20 protein-coding genes are annotated in these 24,999 nt (G+C 58.3%); 6 read left to right on the plus strand and 14 right to left on the minus strand.

Going from position 1 to position 24,999, the window contains the following annotated elements:
- Positions 1 to 74: 74 nt before the first annotated feature.
- Both NHF56_RS19665 and NHF56_RS19670 read right to left on the minus strand, forming a co-directional pair.
- On the minus strand, positions 75 to 1,004 hold the full coding sequence (locus NHF56_RS19665) for a LysR family transcriptional regulator (RefSeq protein ID WP_306431199.1): 930 nt from the start codon (positions 1,002 to 1,004) through the stop codon (positions 75 to 77).
- A 71-nt stretch (positions 1,005 to 1,075) separates the two neighbouring features.
- Positions 1,076 to 1,420: a hypothetical protein gene (locus tag NHF56_RS19670; RefSeq protein ID WP_252807778.1), complete on the minus strand. Its 345-nt coding sequence runs from the start codon at positions 1,418 to 1,420 to the stop codon at positions 1,076 to 1,078.
- 31 nt (positions 1,421 to 1,451) lie between these two features.
- On the opposite strand from NHF56_RS19670, the gene NHF56_RS21065 reads away from it, so the two are divergent.
- Positions 1,452 to 1,655: a TetR family transcriptional regulator gene (locus NHF56_RS21065; protein ID WP_373456347.1), complete on the plus strand. Its 204-nt coding sequence runs from the start codon at positions 1,452 to 1,454 to the stop codon at positions 1,653 to 1,655.
- 247 nt (positions 1,656 to 1,902) lie between these two features.
- Here the strand turns inward: NHF56_RS21065 and NHF56_RS19675 are convergent, their stop codons facing one another.
- From NHF56_RS19675 to NHF56_RS19690, 4 genes are all read right to left on the minus strand, one after another.
- The gene (locus NHF56_RS19675; protein WP_252807780.1) at positions 1,903 to 5,007 is read right to left on the minus strand and encodes an efflux RND transporter permease subunit; all 3,105 of its coding nucleotides are present in this window, start codon (positions 5,005 to 5,007) and stop codon (positions 1,903 to 1,905) included.
- Between the two features lie 10 nt (positions 5,008 to 5,017).
- Entirely contained in the window at positions 5,018 to 6,142 is a 1,125-nt protein-coding gene (locus NHF56_RS19680; RefSeq protein WP_252807782.1) for an efflux RND transporter periplasmic adaptor subunit, read from the minus strand.
- A 2-nt stretch (positions 6,143 to 6,144) separates the two neighbouring features.
- A complete protein-coding gene (locus NHF56_RS19685; protein WP_252807783.1) occupies positions 6,145 to 7,734 on the minus strand; it encodes an efflux transporter outer membrane subunit in 1,590 nt (529 codons plus the stop codon).
- 159 nt (positions 7,735 to 7,893) lie between these two features.
- Positions 7,894 to 8,523, minus strand: coding sequence for a TetR/AcrR family transcriptional regulator (locus NHF56_RS19690; RefSeq protein WP_252807785.1), 630 nt, complete (start codon positions 8,521 to 8,523; stop codon positions 7,894 to 7,896).
- A 329-nt stretch (positions 8,524 to 8,852) separates the two neighbouring features.
- Here NHF56_RS19690 and NHF56_RS19695 point away from each other — a divergent pair, with 329 nt between their 5' ends.
- The 5 genes from NHF56_RS19695 (at position 8,853) to NHF56_RS19715 (ending at position 15,672) form a co-directional block, all read left to right on the plus strand.
- Positions 8,853 to 10,025, plus strand: coding sequence for an MFS transporter (locus NHF56_RS19695; protein ID WP_252807787.1), 1,173 nt, complete (start codon positions 8,853 to 8,855; stop codon positions 10,023 to 10,025).
- A 106-nt stretch (positions 10,026 to 10,131) separates the two neighbouring features.
- Complete coding sequence (locus NHF56_RS19700) at positions 10,132 to 11,139, plus strand: AraC family transcriptional regulator (protein ID WP_252807789.1); 1,008 nt, start codon at positions 10,132 to 10,134, stop codon at positions 11,137 to 11,139.
- 117 nt (positions 11,140 to 11,256) lie between these two features.
- Positions 11,257 to 12,687, plus strand: coding sequence for an FAD-binding oxidoreductase (locus NHF56_RS19705; RefSeq protein WP_252807791.1), 1,431 nt, complete (start codon positions 11,257 to 11,259; stop codon positions 12,685 to 12,687).
- Complete coding sequence (locus NHF56_RS19710; protein WP_252807793.1) at positions 12,687 to 13,982, plus strand: (Fe-S)-binding protein; 1,296 nt, start codon at positions 12,687 to 12,689, stop codon at positions 13,980 to 13,982. The genes NHF56_RS19705 and NHF56_RS19710 overlap by 1 nt, the downstream gene beginning before the upstream one ends.
- 1 nt (position 13,983) lies before the next feature.
- Entirely contained in the window at positions 13,984 to 15,672 is a 1,689-nt protein-coding gene (locus NHF56_RS19715; protein ID WP_252807795.1) for an FAD-binding oxidoreductase, read from the plus strand.
- A 577-nt stretch (positions 15,673 to 16,249) separates the two neighbouring features.
- On the opposite strand, the gene NHF56_RS19725 is transcribed toward NHF56_RS19715, so the two are convergent.
- The 8 genes from NHF56_RS19725 to NHF56_RS19760 all read right to left on the minus strand — a co-directional run bounded on the left by NHF56_RS19725 (position 16,250) and on the right by NHF56_RS19760 (position 24,993).
- The gene (locus tag NHF56_RS19725; protein ID WP_252807797.1) at positions 16,250 to 17,176 is read right to left on the minus strand and encodes a LysR family transcriptional regulator; all 927 of its coding nucleotides are present in this window, start codon (positions 17,174 to 17,176) and stop codon (positions 16,250 to 16,252) included.
- A 430-nt stretch (positions 17,177 to 17,606) separates the two neighbouring features.
- Positions 17,607 to 19,052, minus strand: a complete 1,446-nt coding sequence (locus tag NHF56_RS19730) for an aldehyde dehydrogenase (RefSeq protein WP_252807799.1) — start codon at positions 19,050 to 19,052, stop codon at positions 17,607 to 17,609.
- A gap of 57 nt (positions 19,053 to 19,109) precedes the next feature.
- Positions 19,110 to 19,856, minus strand: a complete 747-nt coding sequence (locus tag NHF56_RS19735) for an EthD domain-containing protein (protein ID WP_252807801.1) — start codon at positions 19,854 to 19,856, stop codon at positions 19,110 to 19,112.
- An 11-nt stretch (positions 19,857 to 19,867) separates the two neighbouring features.
- Positions 19,868 to 20,302, minus strand: a complete 435-nt coding sequence (locus tag NHF56_RS19740) for a heme-binding protein (RefSeq protein ID WP_252807803.1) — start codon at positions 20,300 to 20,302, stop codon at positions 19,868 to 19,870.
- Between the two features lie 55 nt (positions 20,303 to 20,357).
- Complete coding sequence (locus NHF56_RS19745; protein WP_252807805.1) at positions 20,358 to 21,023, minus strand: glutathione S-transferase family protein; 666 nt, start codon at positions 21,021 to 21,023, stop codon at positions 20,358 to 20,360.
- A gap of 56 nt (positions 21,024 to 21,079) precedes the next feature.
- On the minus strand, positions 21,080 to 22,564 hold the full coding sequence (locus tag NHF56_RS19750) for a carotenoid oxygenase family protein (RefSeq protein ID WP_252807807.1): 1,485 nt from the start codon (positions 22,562 to 22,564) through the stop codon (positions 21,080 to 21,082).
- A gap of 37 nt (positions 22,565 to 22,601) precedes the next feature.
- Complete coding sequence (locus NHF56_RS19755; protein WP_252807810.1) at positions 22,602 to 23,774, minus strand: MFS transporter; 1,173 nt, start codon at positions 23,772 to 23,774, stop codon at positions 22,602 to 22,604.
- Positions 23,775 to 24,138: 364 nt separating this feature from the next.
- Positions 24,139 to 24,993 (minus strand): aspartate/glutamate racemase family protein, encoded by an 855-nt coding sequence (locus NHF56_RS19760; RefSeq protein WP_252807812.1) that lies wholly within the window; start codon positions 24,991 to 24,993, stop codon positions 24,139 to 24,141.
- Between the last annotated feature and the right edge of the window lie 6 nt (positions 24,994 to 24,999).

Consider the following 24,999-nt stretch of genomic DNA (forward strand, 5'->3'; position numbering starts at 1 on the left):
GCAGCGGTTTATGGACGGACTTTCTTTCGAGAGTTACCTTTCGTCAAATAATAATAACAGGCAATAGCATTAGTCTAATTTATGCCTGAGCTTGCGCGCAAGCCACGAGCGACCGAGACAAAGCGGGCTGCAAGCGGGCTCAATTCATCGTCCGACATACGCCAGAGCGCAAGGCGGCGCGGCGGCGGTCCGTCACGCAGGGTAATTGCCCTCAACTCTCCGGCGTTCACTTCCCGACTGACGACAGATGCTGGCAAGATCGTCATGAAACCCGCCTCGGCAACCAGTGTCTTCATGGTCGCCAAAGCATCGCACCGCATGATCGTGCGCGGCAATGGAACACCGGCACTGAGGAAAACCGCCTCCAGCTGCCGGCGGGTCACGCCTTCCGCAAGCGGTAAAATCCAAGGGTAGGATACAGTATCGGCAATCTCAATATCCTTTTCCGGTAGATCGCAATCAAGCGGCGCAATGAGAACAAAGGGCTCGCTTTGCAGGGTCGTCTGCGCGATGTCCGACGGCAGGTTCAGAGGACTTGCGTTGCAAAGTGCCACCTCGATTGTTCGGGTTCGGAGTGACGCCGCGATGTCTTCGTCTTTCAACTCCAGAGCCTGCATCGCAAAATTTCTGTCCTCCTGCCGCAGACGTTGCAGCACGGGTGGAAGGAGGGCCAGGAGCGCGCCTGGCGTACCGCCAACCATCAGAGGCCCGTCGGTCTCCTCGCGATGTCCGGCGATTTCCTGCTCGGCATGCCGCAGGATATTTTCAATCGCCCTTGCGCGCCGCAACAGGAGCCTCCCGGCATCCGTCAACGTGGCACCCTTGCGGTCTCTGACGACCACCGGCGTCCCGATACGATCCTCCAACTGCGCAATCGTTATGGATACCGCCGGCTGCGACATGTTGAGTTCCCGTGCGGCCGCTGTGAATGAGCCACTTCTGGAAACCTGGAGCAGGATGCTGAGATATCTGGGATCGAGAGACATATTGAGGCTTTCGTTCATCGCGTCGCAGTGTGCCTAGCAATGAATGGAGCCTGAGACAAATGCAAAGGGCTTCGTTGCTTTGCCAAGCCCTAATTCTCACCTGTCGACGCGGGTTGCTGAGTGATGGGACCCGAGGGCAAACCCGGGTGGCAAGGCGGGGCAGCATCCTGTTTTGCCCGCAATGCCAATAATTCGACAAACCCGGCGAGGTTCTCTCCGAACGCCTCGTCGACCGTTCCAATGTGTTCAACGATCGAAATATGCGTATGGCCGGGAACGGCCTCGACCAGCGGCAAATGGCCGTCGCGCGCGTAGAGCGCGTCAACAAGCTGACGGACGGAATCCTGAACCGGCGGAATGTCAAATTCGCCATAGGCGATCAGGAGCGGCAGATTGCTCTTGTCCAGTCGAGCGATGATGGATGTCATCTGCAAAACAGATGCATCCGATCCGTAATTTAAACATTTGTTTAATGAAATTTCAGATGGGTCACAATCTTCAGCGACGCCTTCACCAGCAAGGGCGCTCAATAAGCGTCAGGCCAACTCGCTCGCAACGCGGCTGAGCTTACTTGAGGCCGCTACCCAACTGTTTTCGGAATATGGCTATGGTCATGTTTCTGTGAGGCAGATCGCCGAACGGGCAAATGTCAATGCCGCCTTATCGTGAGCAGGGAAACGGTTCGTCTCTGGAGCGACCGCTTGCATGCAAAGCGTCATCGGTTCAGCAGGGCAGGCGAAAACGCATTCATTCGAGGAAGAGAGAGGCTGTCGCGCTGTATCTGGAAATACGTCATCGCAAAGGCAAGCGAGGATATCGTCCGAGAACCGCTCAGAGATGATGGCGAGCGTCGCCCCGCAATTCAGTGGTCTACCGGCGCTGGCGCACTAAGGCGCGGCGCCGGCAGACGCCTTGACTACCTGTCGTTCAAGGCCACGGCACCGACAAGGCCGTTCCCCGGGACCGCGTCATCGACCGACTTCGGTTTGTCGCCCTTGGCGATCATCACATAGACGGCTGGGACCACGAACAAGGTAAAAAGGGTACCAATGGTCAAGCCGCTGGCAATCACCAGCCCCATGTTGAACCGGGACGCGGCACCAGCCCCGGTGGCGGTGATCAGGGGAACAACGCCGAGCACCATTGCCGCGGTTGTCATCAAGATCGGGCGCAACCGCACTTCAGCCGCTTCAGCAATCGCCTCACGCTTGGTCTTGCCTGCATGCCGAAGCTCGTTTGCAACTTCGAGCATCAGGATGCCGTGTTTGCTGATCAGACCCATGAGGGTCACGAGACCCACTTGCGTGTAGATGTTGATGCTTGCACCACCGATGCCGACGCTGATGAAGATCAGCGCACCCGCCAGCGACATGGGGACCGAAAACAGGATCACGATCGGGTCGCGGAAGCTGTTGAACAATGCTGCCAGCGACAGGAAGATGATGATGATGGCAAGTCCGAATGTCGTGAGGAAGCTGCCAGACTCCAACATCAACTGACGCGACTGGCCACCGTAATCTATGCTATAGTCTTTCGGCAGTGACTGGTTGGCCAGATCGCGCAGAGCAGTCAGGGCGTCGCCCATAGACACGCCGGGCATGGCCACGCCGGAAATCGTCGCGGCATTGACCTGCTGAAAGTGATTGCGCGATTCCGGTGTGGTGATCGTTTCCACATGGGCGACAGTCGACAAAGGCACGGACTCGCCGCTACCGGTCTTGATGTAATAGTTCAGCACGTCCTCGACATTAAGCCGCGACATTTGCTGGACTTGAGGGATCACTTTGTAGGATCGTCCGTCGAGGCTGAAGTAACCGGTGTTCCCGCCCCCCAGCATGGTGGCAAGCGCTCCACCAATATCGTTCATGTTGAGACCAAGCTGTGCGGCCTTGTCCCTGTCAAAGACGATGCGCGCCTGCGGCTGGTCGAATTTCAGGTCCGTGTCGAGAAAGATGAATTTGCCCGTTTTCAGCGCATCCGTGATGAATGCCCGCGAGACGTCGTTCAACTCGTTGAATTCTCTGGTGGTGGAAATGACAAACTGGATCGGCAGGCCGTTGCTGCCGGGCAGCGGCGACGGCTGGAAAGCCACCGTCTTGACGCCGGCGATCTTGTTAAAGTCCTGCTGAATCTCGGTCTGAAGCGTCTTCGCACTCTTTTCCCGCTCGTCCCAGGGCTTGAGGACCCAGCCGGTGATCGACTGTCCGGGTGTTTCGATCTGGAAGACAAGATCGGTTTCCGGACGCTCTTCAAAATAGCTGTAGGCCTGTTGCGAATAGAACTGGCGCTGCTTCAGGGTCGCGGTGGGCGACGCCGTTGTCAGACCCAGGACGACCCCCTGGTCTTCCTCCGGCGCGAGTTCCGTGGTGGACGACGTATAGAGCCAAGCGAGACTGCTGATGACGATGACACCAAAGGTGGCCACCACCGGCAGAGAGTTGAGACTACCCTCCAGAAGCCTGCGATAACCGCGGCTCAGCCTCTCCATTGTACGGTCGATGAGGTGAACGAAACGAGCCTCGAGCCCCTTTCCGTCGCGTGGAATCGGCCGGAGAAGATAGGCGCAGTTCATCGGTGACAAGGTGAGCGCGACGACGGCAGATACCGTGACGGCGCCGGCAAGCGTAAAGGCGAATTCGGTAAACAGGGCACCGGTCAGGCCGGCCTGGAAGCCGACCGGCAAATAGACGGCGATCAGGACGACAGTCATCGCGATGATCGGACTTGCCAGGGACCGCGCAGCTTCGAGCGCCGCCTGCAACGGCGACATCCCCTCTTCCATGTGCCGGTTGACACCTTCGACCACGATGATTGCATCGTCGACCACAAGTCCGATTGCCAGAACCAGAGCCAGAAGGGTGAGAAGATTGATGGAAAAACCCATCAGCAACATGAGGCCGAAGGTGCCGATCAGCGAGAGTGGTATGGCGACGATGGGTATGAGGACGGCACGCCACGAGCCGAGAAAGAGAAATACGACGATCGTGACGATGACGCTGGCCTCGAACAGCGTTTTCACCACCTCTTCAATGGAGCTGTTTACAAACTCGGTTGAGTCATAAATCACGCGTCCCTGCAGTCCTTCCGGCAGCTGGGCCTCAATCTCGGGAAGTGCCTCCTTAACTGCGCTGACCGTGCTCAGGAGGTTTGCCGTCGGTGCCACCTGGATGCCGATGTAGACGGCCTCCTTGCCATTGAAGCTGGTCGCGGAATCGTAGTCGTCACTGCCAAGCGTGACGTTGGCCACGTCACTCAGCCGGATGATGGCCTCTCCGCTCTGCTTGACCACCAGGTTCTTGTACTCTTCCAGCGAATGCAGGTTCGTCGAAGAGCTGAGATTGATCTGGATGAGGTCGCCCTTGGTGTTTCCAAGACCGGAAATATAGTCGTTGCTGGCCAGCGCGCCCGCCACTTCAGTGGCACTCAAGCCATAGGCAGCGAGCTTGATGGGATCGAGCCAGGCGCGCAATGCGAATTTTTTGCCGCCGAGCAGTTCTGCCGTCTGAACGCCGTTGACAGCCTGCAATTTGGGCTGAACGACGCGGGTCAGATAATCAGTAACCTGGTTCGGCGCCAGCACGGTACTGGAAAAGCCGATATACATGGCGTCCAGCGTCTGGCCGACCGTGAGGTTCAAGGTCGGCTGTTGCGCACCGTCGGGCAGCTGGTTGAGCACCGAATTCACCTTGGTGCTGATTTCGGTGAGCGCCTTGCCGGAATCGTAGTTCAAACGCAGATTGACAGTAATGGTGCTCACGCCGGTCTGGCTCGTCGACGTCATGTAGTCGATACCGTTGGCCTGCGCGATGGCATGTTCCAGCGGCGTGGTGATGAACCCTGCTATGATGTCGGAGTCGGCACCGGCATAGGTGGTCGTGACGGTCACGACGGCATTCTGCGTGCTTGGATACTGCAGGATCGGTAACGATGTCATCGACCGCAGTCCGAGCACCAGGATGAAGGCACTGACGACCAAGGCCAGGACAGGCCGCTGAATGAATAGATCGGTAAAACGCTTCATCGCGAAAATCCTACTGGTCGACCACAACCGGCGCGTCTTCGGCCGGAGGGACATGACTATTGTCGATGAGAACGCGGCTGCCGTTGCTGAGCTTGATCTGGCCGGCGGTCACCACTTCATCGCCCGGCGACACGCCATCGATGATGGCGATGTTGTCGCCCCGTGTCGGACCTGTCTTGATGAAGCTCTGGCGGACGGTTTTCTCCGCGCCTTCTGCGGCATCGGACTTGTCGACCACGAAAACTAGGCTGCCATAGGGATTGTAGACGACCGCGGTCTGCGGCAGGGTGATGAGGCTTCTGCTCGCTCCAACGGCGATATTCACCTTGCCGAACATGCCCGGTAAGAGCGAACCGTCGCGGTTTTCGACAGAAGCCCGCACCAGAACGTTGCGCGTGGCACTGTCAACCTTGGCATTGACCGCGGTGAGCGTGCCGGTAAACGTCCTGCCCGGATAGGCATCCACGGTCATTTCCAGTGGCTGCCCGACCTTCAACTGGCTGATATTCTTCTGCGGCAGATACATATCCACAAACAGTTGATCAAGCGCCTGAAGGGTGACGATCGTCGTTCCGGCAGCAAGGAACTGTCCGAGATCCACTGATCGAATCCCGAGCTTGCCCGAAAATGGGGCGCGCAGGGTCTTCTGTTCCAGGAGTGCCATTTGCTGGGAAACCAGCGCCTGGGCATTCTTCAGATTGGCAGCATCGCTATCAACGGTCGCCTGGCTGACGGCCTTGATCTTGAGCTGCTCCTGATCGCGGCGCAGCGTTACAGCAAGATTGTCAGCGGTCGCGCGAAGCGATTCCAGCTTGGCAACGTCCTCGTCAGCAGCGAGTTTGAGAAGGACCTGTCCTTCCTCAACGGCGTCGCCCGACTGAAAGTCGATCGCATCCACGATGCCGGAGGTCTGGAGGGCCAGGTCAGCACCATTGGCTGCCTTGAGCGTGCCCACCGCTGCAATGGTTTCCTTCCATTCCGTCAGCTCCGCAGACGTCGTGGAGATTGTTTCGGCCGGATTGGCGATTTCCGCCATGACCTTCTGGATAATGCCTGCCTTGAATACCTGAAACCCGTAGAGAGCGCCGAGAACGGCGCCAACGGCTATCAGCATGATCACCATACGTTTGACCATCTTTAAAGGTCCTTTTTCACAGATGTTCTGGAGGATGCCACCCGCGAGCCGGTCTGATCGGGTCCGGCGAAATACGACCTCCCCGTTCGCGGTAGCGATTTTTCTGTCTCGTCATTGCGGTTCCACCAGCCGCCGCCCAGCGCCTGATAGAGCGCCACGGTATCGGTGTAGCGCGCGGCCTGCGCCTGAACGCGCAGGATCACCGCGTTTTGATAGGTCTGGAGCGCGTTGAGGACTGCCGTGTAATTGACGGCACCGGCGTCATACTGGCTTTGCGCCATCTTGAGGCTGGCACTGGCCGCCCGTTCCGCTGCGGTTTGGGCTTGCAACGCCTTGGCATCATACTGAATAGCGTGCAAAGCGTCGGAGGTGTTCTGGAATGCGGAAATGACGGTGTTCTTATAGAGCGCCAGGTTCTGTTCATACGCGGCCACGGCGGCTTCCTTGCTATGAAACAGGCTTCCGCCGTCAAATAGCTTCTGGGTGACGCTGGCTGCCACGCTCCAGGCGATCTGGTCGGGTGCAAGAACACTGGCAAGCGACGCAGCGGCGCCACCGTACTGGCCGGACAGGGTGATTTGCGGCAGCATATTGGCAACCGAGACACCCACGCTTGCCGACGCCTGATGAAGCGTGGCTTCCGCCGCGCGGATATCTGGCCGCTGACGGACGAGATCGGAGGGCAGGCTCACCGGCAGGTCCCGCGGCAGACGAAGGCTTGAAATTTCGATGCTTTCACCGCGGTCTTCGCTTGGCATACGTCCAAGATAGAAAAGCAGCGCATTGCGGGTCTGTGCCAGCTGCTTCTGAAGCGTCGGAAGAGAGGCTTCCGTCTGTGCGAGGTTGGAACGTTGAGCCAGGACGTCGGAGTTTGGAACAGCGCCCAATTCGAACTGCTTTTCGATGCGGGCCAACTGGTCGCGCTGCAGCGAGATGATTTTCTCCGTAGCCCTTATCTGCGCCTTGAGGGACGCTTCCGTAATCGCCGTCGTGACGAGATTTCCAGTTAACGACAGAGTCGTCGCTTCCAGTTGGAAGCGTTGGAACTCCGCTGCGGCCACGCGGGCTTCTGCCTGCCGGCGAGTGCCGCCGAAAAGATCCAGACCGTAGGAAACCGAGACCGATGTGTTGAAGAGACTGTAAACGTAAGCCGGTGTCGCGCCCGAGGCACCGGCGCGGGCGCGGGTGACGGCACCGCTTGTGCCAATCTGCGGATAGAGACTGCCGCCGGCTGAAAGAGCGGTTTCCCGTGCGCCACGCAAGGCATATTGCGCGGCCTCGACATTCGGGTGGTTTCGGATCGCTTCATCGACGAAGGCGTTCAACTGCGGCGAACCAAACATTGTCCACCAATGACCGGCAACGTCTGCTCCCAGGACAAGTTTCTGGGAGTTGCCGCCCTCCACCCCACTTGTAGACGCCACCGTGCGCATCGTTCCCGGCGCGTAGCCTGCCCCCGAAGGCACGTCAGGAGAGGTGAAATCGGGACCGACCATGCAACTGCTCAACAGCAGCGCCATGGACAGGCCCAGAACGGGCGTCAAACGGCGAACCTGGGGAAAACGGGCGGGAAACAGCGGGAAACGGGTCATGCACTTTGCCTAAACTGAACGGTTTAGTGTATTACATCTGCAAATTGGCAAAGGTCAAGACTAAACTGAACCGTTTAGTTCGATTTGGTTGACGTCGAGTGAATCTTCGCCGGCCCACGCACTCCGGGGAATGGAACGCTGGATATTGTTGCTGGCTGTTCAGGAGCGGAGAGCGGGCGCAGAAAAGGCGGCAAAGAAGGTTTTAAGGCCGGCGTCGATGGTCGCGTCCATGTCTTCTGCTTCGGTGGCGGGAAGCGAGAGCGCAGTCCGTAGCGGCAATGTGCCAACCACCAGAGCCAGGAACTGCGCGGCAGCAATTCGAATATTCCCAATCTCAAGCAGCTTCTTTTCCACACCTTGTCGCAGGACATAGGACACTTCCCGTTCGAAGAACAGCGGACCCGCCTCATAGAAAGCCTGTCCGATGGCTTCAAATTTATGCGCCTGCGCAATCAGGAGCCGATGAAGTTCAGCAGATTCGCGCACAAGGAAAATCGAATTGAATTGCGTCGCCAGCCGTCTCAAGACCCGCGAGAGTTCTTCATGGGTCTCAAACGTCACATCGCGGTGATCGATCTGCATCAATTCAACGGACTCTCCAACAAGCTGGAGCAGAAGCCTCTCCTTGTTGTCGAAATGGGCGTAGACGGTCGCCTTCGACACCCCGGCCTGCTTGGCGACTTCATCCATGCTTGTGGTGTCGTAACCCTGCGCGAAAAACAGCTCGCGTGCCGCGGCCAATATGGCTCTCTTCTTCACATCTTCCTGGGCCACGACATTTGCTCCCATTGCCTCCCCGCCCGAAGCCAGGTCCTTTATCCCCTGGCAACGGTGGCAGACTTTTTTCAGATTCCGCCTGCCCGCGCAAGCTGGACCGGAAAATGGACAGGAATCGGGCTCCACATGCCCTTCGAACAAATGGCTGAAGAAAGAGCGCGGTTATCCGCCATCACGCGAGGTATTGATACAATTGCTAGTATCCATTGATCCTACTTGTTTTCCGGCAAGCAGCCTTTGCGTTAGGAATGTCGTATATTTGCGTTTACGCAAATTTGGGAGGAGGCACCGTAGCCGAACGACTTTCGGAACCGGGGCGCAAATTAAACTGGGAGAGAGAAATGACTCGAGTAAACAGCTTGGGCGGGAAGACCGTCCTCGCCGTAGCCCATGTCGCCGGAATGGTCGACATGGTGGCGCTGCCCCTGTGGGTTGGCAATTTGATGCAATATTATGGCTTGAGCCCCGTCCAAGCAGGAATGACCGTAACGCTCTTCCTGTTCAGCGTGGTTATCGCGAGTGCGGTCATTGCCCCGCGTTTCGACCGTCTCATCCATCGACCGGCTGTCGCGGCCGGCTTTGTCGTGGCGGCGGCCGCATTCTTCGCCGCCGCACAATTGCAAATGGACAGCGGCAGCTTCAGCAGGCTCGTGGTCGTTCACCTTATCGCCGGCCTTGGCGTGGGCACGGCATTGTCGGTGACACATGGCAACATTGGCCGGGCAGATAACCCACATCGCCTTTTCGGCATGGTGAACGTGGCGCTTGGCGTCTTTGGCATTCTGTTCTTCGCCACGCTGCCACAACTCGTTACCGTCTATGGCGCGCAATCGATGTTCCTCGTTTTCTCCGGTGCCATGGCGCTTGCTGCAATTATAACCGGCCTGTTCTTTCCAAAGGTCGAAAAACCAGCAGTCATCGAAACCGCGGCACGACCGGCTGCACCCATGCCCAAGGCTGTCTGGTTCTTGATTGCGACCGTGATCTGCCTCACCTTCAACCAGGCGATGGTATTCTCCTTCATGGAGCGCATCGGCGCGGCGCGCGGCTTTGAGCCAGGCGATATCAACATTATTCTCGTCGCCCTGGGCGTGATCAACCTGCTGCCGGGCGGCATCGCCGCTGTTCTTCAGAGACGCTTGTCTCCTATCGTCGTCGGCGTGACCGGGTGCTCCCTGCAGGCACTTCTGGCGCTTATTTTGTCCAATTCGGACGCCTTCCTGCCCTATGCCTTTGCCGCATCAATCTATGTCTCGACGGTGATCTTCACCCACACCTTCCTGTTCGGGCTTCTCGCCAGGCTTGATGGCAGCGGGCGGGCAGCATCAGCCACTCCGGCCATGGCAATGATCGGATCGGCAACGGGTCCTGCCGTCGGTGGCGCAATTGTCGCCGGTTTCGGATATGGTGGCCTTGGCGTGGCAGCGGTCTTGGTTTCAGCAATGGCGGTCGGCTTGCTGGCAGCCCTACGGCTGAGACTGACACGCGACACGGTGGCGGTGCCAGCAGAGTAGTTCTCTCGCAGATCCGCAGGGATGCCGCCAACGATCGCGCCTGCCCCCTTCGGCGGGATACTGCGGCGAAGCCATGATCGTCGGCGGCACAAGCTTGGGGTAGCCGATGTCCGGAGACGGGTTAAGCGCAGTACTGAATTCCATCAAGGTCTCGGAAAGCGGCTTTGTTGCATTTGATCTTTATGGCGCGTGGTCGATTGAAATCGACTACGAACGCCCCATCTCGGTCACAGTCACCAAAGGTAGCCTTTGGCTCACCAGCACCAACATGTCGCCGCGGGAATTTGGACCGGGCGACAGCTTCGTTCTCCCGCGTGGAATATCCAGGCACCACTACACGGTCTCCTCGTCAGCGGAGCCATCGCGACCGGTCACCACCAGCGAACTCGACAGGATGGGCCGGTTCGAGCCTATCGTCTCTGACCGTCCCGACGTTTCATTACGGCGTGTCACATGGGGCGACGACGCTGAAGCGCACACCCGCCTGATTTCCTTTGCCTTCGAGTGGCAGGATCGCAAATTCGGACCGCTGATCGAAGGGATTCCTGAACTAATCGAGATCCGGCGCAGTCCCCAGGATGGTTTCGTGCAAAATCTTTTCCCTGGTCTGGAGCTCGATACCGCAGATGCCCTCCGTCCAGGTTTCAGTGCTGTCATCGCCCAGCTTGCGCAGCTTTTCCTGGTGCAGGCAATCCGCAGTTTCGCGCTGGGCGAAACCGATGAGAACGGCGGACTGTTGGCAGCCATGGCCGACCCGCATTTGTCGCGGGCGCTGAGTGCCATTCACAACGAGCCGGGCAAGCAATGGTCGCTGGACAGTCTCGCTGCCCGCGCGGGTCTTTCACGTTCGGTTTTCGCACAACAGTTCAGGGAGATCACCAACCTCACACCCATGGGCTATCTACGATCCTGGCGCGTTCACCTCGCACGGCGAGCACTTCGTGAGGGCACATCGCCTGTATCGTCCATTGCATTTGACGTCGGCTATCGCTCTGAGGCCGCATTTCGTGCCAGTTTTCGAAAAGAAACCGGACAGAGTCCCCGCGAATATGCCAAATCCATAGAGCCCGCCGCCTTCATTCTCATGAATCGCCGGACGGAACAGTCGTTTTAACAGACGCTAACCTACAGTCTTTGGCAGCGAAGACCGCTACCTTTCTTCCGACATAGAGATGGCATTCTTTAGGGAGGAAGCAATGTTTTCGTATGACATGCGCAAGGATGCAGGCCGATGACCGGGCTGCCATCCGGCATTAAAGCCGATCGTTCCCTCGAAACCCGCAACGCCTTTGCTGTAGACCGCGACACGGCTGGATCAATCGTGCCTCAGGCCGTCTTGTATCCGAGCCGTTTCGAGGATGTCCGCAAGATCGTTGCTTGGGCGAATGAAACAGCAACACCCCTCGTGCCGGTTTCCTCAACCGGCGAGCGCCGTCGCGGTGATACGGTTCCGATGGTTGAGGCCGCCGTTATGGTCGATCTCTCCGGGATGCGCCGCTTGATCAACGCCGATACACGCGACAAGATCGCGATCATCGAACCGGGCGTTGATTTCGGGTCGATTGACGAACTTCTGCGACCCCATGGCTTGCGTGCGTTCAGACCCTTGATGCCGCGGTCCGGCAAATCCGTCATCGCTAGCTATCTTGATCGTGAGCCGATCGTTAATGCCGACGTGCACTGGGACCCGGCAGATCCCTTCGGCGGAACATTGATTGTCACAGGTGGTGGCGAGATTACCCTCAACGGATCAGCCGCGCTGGAAGGCAGCCTCACGGAACAGCTCGACCGTGGTCATCGGCACTTGGTGACCTATGGGCCGGGAAACGTCGATCTGACCCGCGTTCTGCAGGGCGCGCAGGGTACGCTCGGCATCATGGGCTGGGCCGCGATCTATTGCGAACGTCTGCCGCAGGTCGAAGAGAGTATCTTTGTGGCGTCCAGCAATTTGGCAACAGTGGTCGCCGCGATGCGTGATGCGGTGCACCAGCGTATCTGCACCACGGCCTTTGTCGTCGACAACATACATCTGGCAATGCTGCTTGGCTTGAATGTTGATCAGGCCAACACGCTGCCCGCGTGGACTTTCTTTGCCACCCATGCTGGCTACGTCCATTCCCCCGAACAAAAGGTCGCCTGGCAGCGCGCAGCCCTGGAAGTCATCGCTAAAAAGCACGGTGCGGACCTGTGTCATGAACTGGGCGGAAAGTCCGCCGATGATCTCGCGGTAACCCTTCGCGACCCGGTGCCAGCCAACTATCGCGATGTCGAGTTCGGTGCGCATAAAGAATTGTTCTTCCTGCACCCTCTTTCCACCGCAAAAGAGATCATCGCGGCCCAGCAAAAGCACCTTTCCTCCAGCGACCTGCACAACTGTCCAGTTGGCACCTATATCCAACCGCTGGCCCAGGGTACCTTCCTGCATGTGGAAAGGGTCATGCCGCACGCAGCCGGTGACGACGTCGATGCCGAGTGGACTTCTCTGGCTCAGATCAGTCTGGATGCGGGCGCCTATTACAGCCGTCCTCATGGCGTTTTCCGCCAGCTTGCTTTCAGCCGTGACGATGGCAGCGCCCGCCGCATGATTGCCGCCGCCAAGACCATGCTTGATCCCAACAACATCATGAACCCGAACCGGTTCGATGCGCAGGAGGCAAGGTGATGAACGCCAACAGTCCCCTCGACCAAAGGCTTGCTTTCATGGACCGCTGCACCCGCTGTTCTCAATGCAAGTTTGTCCCGGTTCCCAAAAGTCGCGAGCATGCGTCCGCCTGCCCGAGCATGGATTACGTCGAGTATCACGCCGGTAGCGCAAGCGGCCAGTTGATCATGGCATCCGGCATTGCGCATGGCGAGATCAGCTACACCCCGTCGCTTCTCGAAACCGTCAGCGCCTGCACCATGTGCGGCGCCTGCGATACCGCCTGCAAGATCAATTTCGCCGAGCTTGTCGAGCCTCTGGAAGGTCTCTATGCGTTTCGCGCCCGGATAGTTGAAGACGGCCAATCTCCCAAGCGCCACCGGGAGGTGATGGACAAGATTGCCGCCACCGGAAACTCTCAGGGTCAGCCACGCGCCGGGCGGGCCACATGGGCCGCCGGTATCAGCTTCGACAGCGCCCCGAAGGTTCTCCTGCATGTCGGCAGTGTTTTGAGCTACGACACGAACAAGCATGCCAGCCTGAGACTGATTGCTGAAACGCTTCAGAAGGCCGGTCTCTGTCCCGGCTACCTGGGCGAAGACGAAGGCTCATGCGGCATGTTGGCCTGGGATCTCGGCTACCACCACATGGCCCGTTCCCTGGCGCAGACCTTTATGGCGCAGGTGCGGGCGAGTGGTGCCAAGACCGTTGTCACCTTTTCGTCGTCGGCGATTTCCGCCTATCGCAGCATCTATCCGCGCATGGGTCTCGACCTGTCCGGAATCCGCTTCCTCCATTTTACCGAATATCTTCTGGAACTGGTGGAAACAAGTACCCTCGCCCTTGGAGCGGCACCAACCTATGACGGCAAGACCGTGGCGTTTCACGACACCTGTAAACTTGGCCGTTTGACCGAGCCCTATCAGGAAACCGATCGCGCTCTGCAAAAGGAAATGGGCGGCATTTATGTCAGCCGCACTCCGCAGGCAATCCATTTTTCGCAAAACGGTATCTACGAAGCCCCGCGCGCCCTTCTCCGCCTTATGGGGATCACCGTGGAAGAGCTCGAGCGCAACCGGCAGTACAGCTACTGCTGCGGCGCGCAGGGCGGGGTCAAGGAAACGTTGCCTGCTGCAGCGAAGATGGCCGCGCGCAACCGCCTGGATGAACTTAACGAGACCGAAAGCTCGACGATGGTCAGCGCCTGCGGAAACTGCGCTCACCACCTTGGAAAACACGCCCGCGACGCCTTCACCGTCGTGGACCTGATCGACATTGTGGCAACGAGCCTGACGGCCACCAAGGGAGGAAAATGAGATGAGCGCGAAAACGGACAAAGGACGATTGACGCTTGACCCGGAAGTGCGCATCGAGCTGGAAAACATCCTCGGTGCCCGCAATATCACGGATGATCCGGCACTGATGTCCGGCTATGCTTGGAATACAGGTGTGGGAAAAATAGCGAGCAGCGACAAGTTTGCGGCGCTCTGGCCCATTGCCGTCGCCCTGCCGGCGACGGTGGAAGAAGTGGCAGCCATCGTCAAATGCTGCAAACGTCATGGCCTAAGTTTCAGGCCACATTCCACAGGATACGGTTCGATGGGCTGCGTGACGTCACCAGATTCGATCTGCATTGATCTTCGACGCATGAAACACCTCGAAATCCTGCCCGAAGACCGCATGGCGGTGATCGGGCCTTATGCGACCGCGAACCAGTTGCAAGCCGAGGCGCGCAAGCATGGATTGACCTGTCATGTCGTCGGTGCGGGTCCCTCCCATTCTCCATTGGCGTCTGCAACATCGCTGATCGGCGTCGGCATCACGTCACAGTTCACGAGCGCCAACATGCGAAACATGCTCGCCTGGGAATGGGTCACCCCGGAAGGAGATATCATTCGCGGCGGCTCGGCTGCGAGTGGGCTTGGCTGGTATGCCAGTGATGGCCCGGGCCCTGGAACGCGTGGCCTTCTGCGCGGCTTTTTCGGTGCCGGCGGTGGCCTTGGCGTGTTTACCCGCATCGGCATAAAGCTCTACCCGATCAATCAGAAGGGCAAGATGGAGGTCATCGGCAAAGTGCCACAGCTGCGATCCAAGCTGCCACCCCACACCGCCTTGCTGCACGCCATTTTCCCCGACTATGAAGCGCAGCGCGCGGCAACCTTTGATCTGTTGCAGGACGACGTCTGCACCGTCCTCCTGCGTATGCCGCCCGACCATATCGGCTGGACGCTAACGCGGACGAACGCTGAATTTGTCCAGCGCACGAAGGACAAGACGCTTCCCGAGCCCGCCATCCTGGACAATGGCGCAAGCTGGACGATCCTGATTGCGTCTCGGTCGGAGGCGGAACATCGCTGGCGCAGCGAGACGGTGCGCGCGATTGTCGCCAGCCACAACGGCCGTTTCGCTGAGATGACACAGGAGGAGGAGGAGGTTCTTTATCACAACCTCGCGACCTCCCAATATGTCCCACGCGTGTTGCGCGCTTCGGGCGGCATCACCACCAGTTTCGGCGTGCTCGACAGCTTTCATTTTCTACCCCAGGCGATTGAGATGGGCGAGAAGGTGCTCGCCAAGGACACGGCTCCTGGCGGCGACCTGTGCGAGGGCAGTCCCGATGAGCAGTGGATCTGGCCACATGAGGGCCGATACATGTGGGCGGAGAACATCATCCACTTCGACCCGACAAGCGAAGCCTCTCGGGCTGCGGGAGCGCGTGCCTTATTGACGCATTTTGCCGATCAATGGAAGAGACCGCTCGGCACCACCGGACTGCTGGTGGGGCCTATCCAGGATGTTACCGGCCCACGGATCGGCAAGGCGCCCGCCTTTGCCCGCAAGGTGAAGAGCTATTTCGACAAGGATGACCGGTCGAAGACCAAGGAATATGTCATTCCCAATATGCCACCCGTCGTCGAGAAAGTGCTTCCCGCCTTCCGCCCGATATTCGCCTTCAAGCCGGTCCAATCCGTGATGGCGAAGATTCTGGCAAAAAAAGGAATGTAATCTTAAAGGCTTCATGCACCGGATCCCTCGCACGATCTCTGTTCATATGATCGAGCTTAGCCCTCGCCTGATTCCAGATTGCAGACTGCGGTGTCGTTTCAACGGTGGAGCGGGTGGTTTGGATGTTGTCGCCTGTTTCAGGCGGTGATCGTGCCACAGCCAGATTTTCCTACCCTCGTTAGTCACCACAATCTCATCGAACTGCCACTTGTCGGTAAAGTGGTGCTTGAGCGGAGCCGGATCTGAAAAGCGAGCTTCAAGCCGAACTTCGTCGCTCGCTCGGAGACGGCCTGGAATGAGACGGCAATTTCACGTTCAGCGAACGGATCTTCGACGTCGCGTAAGCCGAGCGAAAATTGGAAATTGAACTAGGTTACGGACCTAGACCGCATCCGCCATGATCTCAGCGGGAAATCGGTGGTGTGAAGTTGGCCAAAGGCGTTTCGGTCAACAAATCCCAGAATATATTCAATTCAAAAAGACAGTTATGGCGACGTCCTCAGTGAGACCCCCAAAATCGGCACGACTATGAGCCCGATGCCCTGTTTATAGCACCAGGAATTAAGGCGTAGGAACCTTACTTCGGATTGGTTCCTCGAGCTTCGGAGGCTGCCTTTTTGATCTCGCTGCGGAGCCAGCCATGGGCCGGATCATGATCACGGTAACGCGGCCACACCATAACTTCCACGAGCGGTTTCATTTCGAAAGGCGCTGGCAAAAGGCTGAGCGGTAGTTGCTGTGTCAAGGGTTCGGCAAATCGGCGGTGAAGGGTCGCGATGCGATTGGTCTTCATAAGCACATGCGGCACCGCACTGAAATGATCGACGCTGCACTCGATCCGCCGCTGACGTCCAAAACGCGGCAGGAACCACTCCTCGAACGCGAGGCTCGATTCATCACCCAAGCGGACAGCAACGTGCCCGACATCAAGATAATCGTCCATCGTCAGTGTCTTGCCGACCAAAGGATTATCGTCACATACAAGACAGGCGTGATCGTCCGTCAGCAACAGGGCTTGCGGATGGTCGAACTGATTTGCATATTGTTCAGGAATGATCAACAAGTCGAAATTGCCCCGTTCAAAGGCCTCGTGCAGATGGCCGGGCGGCCGGCGAAAATCAAGCCTGATGCCCGGTGCCTTGGATGCAATTTTCTCAACGGCCGCACCGACAAACACCGAAATGGCATAGTCCGAAACGCAGATGCTGAAACGCCGCGTCTCTGTAGCCGGATCAAAAGTCGGGCGCAGCGAAATCGCTGCCCTTGATCGCAACAGCGCGTCCCGGACAGGTCCAACAAGCCCTTCTGCCAAAGGAGTCAGTTCGAACCGACGGCCAGCGGGCACCAACAGTTCATCGCCAAAGAAATCACGCAGGCGACGCAGAGCGGCGCTGGTTGCCGACTGGCCTATATGTAGCCGTTCGCTGGCACGCGTCACGTTCCGCTCTTCCAGCAACGCATCCAGAACCACAAGCAAGTTCAGATCGAAGCGATCGAGTCTCATAGCTCCATCCTTTTTGCATCGATAGCGTTAATGATTATCACGAAAGCAATCCATCTTGGTACGATAATCATCTCCGATAGAAATTGATAGGCGCTAAGAATGGCGCAGGAGGAGCCAACCCTCGGTCAGCAAGCACGTCACGTCTACGCGCTGACAAGTGCAGAAACGCTATAGCCGCGCTGTGGACTAGCGTGCCGACCTGATTGAATTGGATCGGCACTCTAACGTTTTGTTTGTAAAGCATAATTTTATCGATCCTCGTTTCATTCCGGTCGAATTATGCTTTAAGAGAAAAGTCCGAAAACGACGTTATTCCAAAATCGAACGGGCGGAACGCAGGTGTTCCGCCCGTTTCTTTTCTAGGTTCGTTTTTGCCGCATTGTCCGACGCCGAAGCGAGCATGCTGCGCCAGGTTCCAAAACCTGCTGCATCAGAATGGATAATGCTGCTGGGAGTCCTCAATTGTGATCCAGCGCAGATCGGTAAATTCGGCAATCGCTGCCTTCCCGCCAAACCGGCCATAGCCGGAGGCTTTGACACCGCCGAAGGGCATCTGCGGCTCGTCGTTCAGCGTTGGCCCATTGATGTGGCAGATACCCGATTCGATCTGTTCGGCCACCCGCATAGCCCTTTGAATATCGCGGCTGAAGACGGCTGCGGAAAGACCGTATTCCGTGTCGTTGGCGACCCGGATAGCCTCCGCTTCGCCCTTGACCCGGATGACCGGCTTGACCGGTCCGAAGGACTCTTCCTCATAAATCGTCATGCCGGGCTTAACATGGTCTACCAGTGTCGCCTCCACGATGGAGCCGTTTCGATTGCCGCCTGCGACCACCTTGGCACCTTTGCTCGTGGCGTCGGCAATAATCTTGTCCATCTTTTCCGCCGCCTGCTGTGTGATCAGCGAACCAAGCACCACATGCTCTCGCGGGTTGCCGGCTGGCAGAGCCGCCGCACGCGCCGTCAGCTTCGCGACGAAATCGTCGGCAATGCTGTCATCCACGATGATGCGTTCCGTCGACATGCAGATCTGCCCCTGGTTCATGAAGGCACCGAAGATTGCGGCATTCACTGCACCGTCGATATCGGCATCGTCGAGCACGATGAGCGGAGCCTTACCACCAAGCTCGAGAAGCGCGGGCTTGAGGTTTTCGCCAGCCAGCCGGCCGATAATGCGTCCCACACGGGAAGAGCCGGTGAAGTTGACATGCTTGACCGCGGGATGTTTGATCAGCGCCTCGACAACCGAATGTGCATCTTCGGGTGCGTTGGTCACCACGTTGACGACGCCTTTGGGCAGACCTGCTTCATGAAAGCATTCGCCGATCAAGCGATGCGTTGCCGGGCAAAGCTCCGAGGCTTTCAGCACAACCGTATTGCCACAGGCAACCGGCATCGCCACTGCGCGGGTGCCGAGAATAATCGGCGCATTCCAGGGCGCGATGCCGAGGCAGACACCTTTCGGCTTATATACGCCCATGGCAAGCGTGTTCGGCTTGTCGGAAGGGATAACCTCGCCGCCGATCTGGGTTGTCATGGAAGCGGCTTCCCGGATAACGCCGGCGGCAAGCTTGACGTTAAAGCCGGCCCATGCGCCGGTCGCACCGGTTTCGGCAATCATCGCCTCGGTAAACTGGGCGGCCTTGCCATCCATGATGTCTGCCGCCTTCAGCAAAAGTGCGCGGCGTTCACCAGGACCTGTCTTGGACCATATCTTGAAAGCTTCGGACGACGATACAACCGCGGCTATGGCATCGTCCACGCCGGCCGCTGCAGCCGTCGAGGCCACGGCGCCGGTCACGGGGTCGACCCGTTCATAGGTGCGGCCCTTGGCGGCGGACCTTGCTTCGCCATCAACAAGCAGGCTGATGTTCATGGGGTAGTCTCCTCTTACAGTTTTGTCGTTTGACCCGTCTTCATCTCTGGGGACGGTTCATGCCGGATGACGTTCGTATATCGGCACTTCCCTGGCATAAACGAAAAATGACCGGCTTGGGTCGTAAAACGCTGTTGCAGGATCAGCATTCACTCTCATCAATACCGTCTCGTAATCTCGGAATGCCTCGGCGGCTTCTGCGCTATCATACCAAAGAGCCGCCGCCCCCTCGTAGATCACCATGTCTTCGCCGCCGAAATAGGCAAGAATCGGGTTGAAGGCGGGAAGGTTTCGATTTTGGACATAGCGCCGCGGACCGGCTGTGTCCGGGAGGGTTGAAATGGCAATCTCATGCGCCTTGACCCAACGGCTGAAATAGGTTTGCAGGTCGATCCCATCAGCCGCCTTGAGGAAGTGAATGACTTTTGCATCGCAACCGGATGCGGGACTGGCCACAGGCAACTCCACCTCTTCGGCAACCATGCTGAGGGTGGCCTTCTGATCGGCGAAATTTTTCCCGTCTGGTCCGACCTTGGTTTTCACATAATCGTGCGAAAACGTGGTTTTCATGTCCTCCGGGCTGTCCCAGACCAACTCAACCACGGAATCGCGGGAGACCGGCATGACATGGGTCGTCTCGGCCGCGCTTCCAAAGGCGCTGTCAAAAACGTGGTTCTGTACGTAGCGGCGCAGCGTAACGGGATTATCGGTCGTCAGCTTGCCGTGCACATTCTGGATATAGGCAATGTATTCCTTGTGTGTCATGCCCGGTTTGCGGCAAGCAGCAGCTATCATCTTGATCATCTGAAAACCTTCTATTTTTGTACAGTAGATGGGCTTTGCAGACCGGAAGCCTTGATGCCCGCTATGGCGCAGGCCTCGTCTTCGTCGCCAATGTCGCCGGAGATACCGACCGCCCCGATGACATGGCCTTCATCGTTTTTAATGAGCACGCCGCCCGGTGAGGCGATGAGACGCCCGCCCGATGCCGCCGATACCATCGTAAAAAAGGTAGGCAGCTTGTTGACCCGCTCTGCCAATTCGCGCGAACCGAAGCCCATGCCAAGCGAGCCCCAGGCCTTGCCGAAAGCGATCTCGAAACGCACGATGCCTGCACCGTCTTCGCGTTTATAGGCGACCAGATGGCCGCCTGCGTCGAGCACGGCAACGGCCATGGGTGCTAGGTTTCGCGAACGGGCTTCCGCAAGAGCCGCATCGATAATGCAGGTGGCGGCGGTAAGTGAGAGCATTGCATATTCCTTTTCAGCTTAAAGCGGTTTGCGGGCTGCCTTGGGTGTCGCCCGATCAGACAAACATCGCAAAGATGTCGCGAGAGGATTGCGGACGCGGCACACGAAAGGCGACACTGCGCACGTCAACAGCACCCGGCCGGCTTAGGCAAGCCTCCAGCCAACGCTGCATCGATGGCCATCTCGAGATATCGACGTCGGCGATCGGAATGAAATGCATGACAGCGGCAAGATTGAGATCGGCAACGGTAAAGCGATCACCAAGCATAAAGGTCCTGTCCTGCAAATGGGCATCAAGCACCGACCAGGGGCGTTGCAGCTTGCCAAGAGTGATGTCTGTCTCTTCGGTTCCCGGCAATCTCGGATCGAAGAGATGACGAACGGCTGCAGTCAGCAGCAAGGGCTTTTCCACTTCGGTTGCCACCCAGAACGACCATTGCGCCATGAGGGCATCTTCTTCCGGCGTGCGCGGTCCGAGCCCGCTTCCTCCATATTTGCGCGCAAGATAGAGGTTGATCGCAAGCGACTCGAAAAGAACGAGGTCGCCATCCACGAGTGTCGGACACTTTCCGTTCGGGTTCAATGCCAGAAAGTCGGCAGGCTTTTCCTGTCCTGGCCGGAACGCCAATGGCTTGTTTTCGTATTCGATGCCGAGTTCGTTCAACATCCAGGTGCATCGGTTGGCGCGTGTGCGGCTCGCATCGCCGTAAAGGGTAATCATGAGTTCCTCCCATTGAAGGCTGGCCGCGCCAGTCGCGGCCAGCGACGATGTCCCAATCAGATCTTGTCGGAGCCCAGCGCCTCGGCCGGAACCCAGATGCCGTGGAAGCCCTCATGCACGCGGCAGGGGAACTTCAGAATTGCGACCGGGCCGGCCGACAGGTTGCGGGCGTCCAGAATGACCAGATCTGTGCGGTTTTCGGCGCGCCGACCGACCATGGACAGCAGCCAACCGTCGCCCTCCTCGGCATCGGGACTGCGCGGCACGAAATAGGGTTCTTCTGGCGCGGAATCCGGTCCCGCGTAGAAGAAGTCGATCTTGCCTGTCTCCTCGTCGAAATGGCCAAGGCAGGTGAAGGGCGGCCCTTTGGGGCCGAAGGGCAGCATCGGACCGAGCGCCGGATTGGTCGTGCCGAACCAGAAATGCCGGGTCTTGCGCATGGCGAAACGCGGATCGATAACCGGCATTTCGCCGATATGGTTGATGAAGCGGCGGATTTCGACCGTTTCACTCTGGCTGGACATATCGACGATCCAACGTTCGCCATAGGGCGGCAATTCATGCGCATGTGGGTCGTGGATATCGGGAAACTGGCTGAGCCAGCCGGATTCGGTTACGAACTGGTCGAGGATGAGGCGTCCGCCGTCTTCCCATGCATTGAACGTATGCGTCTGCATCGCCAGCTTCGGTACCTTGAACCAGCGGATGCCGGCTACACCCTTGTCACGAGGGATCACGCAGAGATGGCTCGTGCGCTTGCTGTCCCAATGCCAGTAGGGCTCGCCCTTCTTCACCCGCTCCCAGTCACAGATCATGGGGCCGAAGGCGAATGCGATGAAGTTTCGCGATACGAGAAAGTCGTGCACCATGGAGCAGTAGGGCGCCTTGAAGCGCTCGGTGCGGGTGAACTGGCCTTCCTTGTCGATATTGTAGACTTCGATCTCGTCGCTTGCCACACCTTCGCAATTATAGGCGAATGCGATGCATTCCCCGGTGATGGGATCATATTTCGGATGAGCGGTGAAAGTCTTGCTCTTCAACTGGCCGCCGAAATCGGTTTCGCCACGCGTCGACAGATCGTTCGGATCGAGCTCGTAGGGCCGCCCGGATTCTTTCAGCGCGTAGAGCTTCCCATGATGCCACATGATCGATGTGTTGGCGGTATTGTTATCCTCGTCCTTCACCTCGGGCAGGTCGGTGAAGCGATTGCGATAGGCGCCGAAAAGAGCCCTGCGTGCTTCGCGCTCAAGCTGGAACTTGCGGGTGCGGACATAACGCATCGTTAGATCGGCGTGACCGCCCTGGATACGGACCATGTGAACCATGCCGTCGCCGTTCAGGAAAATGTCCTTGCCGTGCAGCGGCGGATAGGTGTGGTCGGCGCTGTTGCGGATATACATGCCTTCGAGTTCGGGCGGGATGCGACCAATGACCTCGAGGTCATGCACATGGCCTTCAATGCGCACGGGCGCCGCGTAGCCATTGAAGACGATGTCATCCGGAAATTGCATGCCGGGCGGGATTTCGACGTATTTATTCATGACTTCCTCCTTGATTGAGATTGAATGCTGGAAACGTTCAGGCGGCCTGGAGCTTTGCTTCGGCGGCTGGGAGCTGAGCCCTGACGGCGACGAGCAGGCTGAGGGCCATGACCGACACAATGGTGGCGGCGACGCCCAGCGCGCCATATCCGAAGCCCGACACAATCGCTCCGCCGACGGCGGGGCCGGTGCAGGAGCCAATCATCATCATGGCCGGGGTTGCCGATACGGCACGGCCGCTGGTTTCGAGCCGGGCGAGCAAGCCGAAAAGGAATGTGTGTGTGAAGATCACAATCGATACATAGACCGTGCCTGCAAGCGCATAGGGCAGGAAGACCGGCGAGTTGGACAAGGTGACCGCCAGGATGGCCTGCAGGATTGGCCCGCAGAAACCTACGAACAGCGGCGACAGTCGCTTCTGCAGAATGGCAGCAAGAGCGCCGGGCAGGAGATTGACGAAGCCGAGCGCCACAAGAACGATGTTGACCTGTTCGGTCGCAAAGCCCCTTTCAGCACCGATGCGCTCCAGGAACGAGAAGACCATGGCCTGGTTGAAGGTGAGGCAGATGACCACACCAATCAGGAACCAGACTGCGCGGGGCGGGGTGGCCTTCGGCGCTGCGGCCTGCTGGATTGTCTTCGGTGTTGCGGCAGCGGGGAAGAAAAGCGCCGTGCAGACAGCGGCAAATCCCATGGTGGCCGCGAAAACCACAAACATCATATCAGCACCCATGTGCTCGACGAGTTGGGGCAAGGCGGCGAAGAAGAAAACGCCAAGCACCCCGAGCGCCACGTTCACCGTGCCGAACAGACGGTGCGGATTTTCGGTGCGGCCAATATTGCCATGGGTCACGGACAAGGCTATTCCCGTGCCCAGACCGGCGACAATGTGAAGCCCGACAAGAAGGTTGAGGCTTGAAACATCGACGGGAAGCCGCGAAACAGCGAAAAACGCTGCAGCAGCCACCGCAAAGCCGCCAGCGACGAAGGCGCGGTGGGGAATGCGGTCAAAAATCGGTGCGATGATCGTGCTGGCCACGACGACGCTGAAAAGAAAAAGGGTCACGGTCAAGCCAGCCTGAACGGGGCTGAACCCGTAATGCGCCATCAGGTTGCCGATCCACAGCGGCAGGGCCACCATGTCGATCATGCCAGCGACATGGCCGATGCTCAGCACGACCTTCCCGCCAAAACTATTGGAATTGCTCATATTCTCTCTCCCAGTTTTAGAATTGACAGCGCGGTCCTCATCTGATCGCCAAGCGACCAGCCCGAAGCTGCCTCCATCCTCCTTTGCCATTCTTGGCACGTGTCAATTTTTAGCGAAGAGTTTGATTACAACAAAACAGATTGAATTCATGGTATCTATTAATCGCATCGATACTTATTCGGAGCCCATCGTCCTGTACAGCGAGGGGTGTCGGCAGGCCGCAAACAGCTCGCATCGTCTCGGATGACATGCCATTGCTGGCCGTGTGGCTTTGGGCATGCTTCCAAATACAACGTCCCAAGCAGCGGCCCGATCAGATCGGACCGCCGCTCAAGGATCACCTTGGGAGGTCTGCATTGGGGGGTTAGTGACAGTTCCAGAACGCGCCAGATGGCATCGAAGCGTCCGGGTGCTCTACAGAGCCGGACTGACCATGAACCAAGGGCGCGGGGATTACGCCCGTCAGCACGGCGCGCTCTGCAGCGAGAACAGCTTCGCCGACAACATCGATCACCGGAATTCCATCGACCGCGGTGAGCGGCGCGTCGTTACCGTTGTAGCCCGGTGCAACGCGCAACGCAGCCGACATGATCCCGCAGGCCGGGATGAGTGCTCTCGCACCGCTTTCAATAAGTGTTGCGACATCGGACCGGAAGCGTGGGAACAGGCCGCGTGCGTCGATCAATGCGTGTTCCTGCTCTTCCATCGGCTCGCATGTTGCAACGATTCCGACGAGCCTGTCGGTCAGGCCCAACCGATCGACCTGGCCGCGGATCGGTTCAACCAGCAGGGGTGAGTTGGCGACGATGCCGAACGGTCCGATGCGGGCGGCGGCAAGGATGGCGGCCTCGCCGAAGCCGATGACGGGGATCTGCGACTTGTCGCGAATTTCATCCAGAAAGGGATCGCCGAAACACCCCAGAATGGCAGCGTCATAGCCTTCTTCCTGGGCCCAGGCGACGGCCTCGACCATTCCTTTTGGGTTTAGCAGAGGCAGATATTTGAACTTTTCAAACGCGGGATGCGATATGCCCTCGCTTGCAAATCTGAACGTGCATTGCGTGTCCGCCTGGGCGGCGAGCGCAGCATTCTGCTGCGTTACCGGTACCAAGGCATCGCGAACGTATCGGCCACCGGCGCTGTCTTTCGGGACTGCACCGATATTGGCGACGAGCATCTTGATCTCGCGTACCGTTCCACTGTGGTTTGAATGAGACATAGGGCC

Origin of the sequence: Rhizobium sp. L1K21 (assembly GCF_024055895.1) — a bacterium.
Classification (GTDB): domain Bacteria; phylum Pseudomonadota; class Alphaproteobacteria; order Rhizobiales; family Rhizobiaceae; genus Ensifer_A.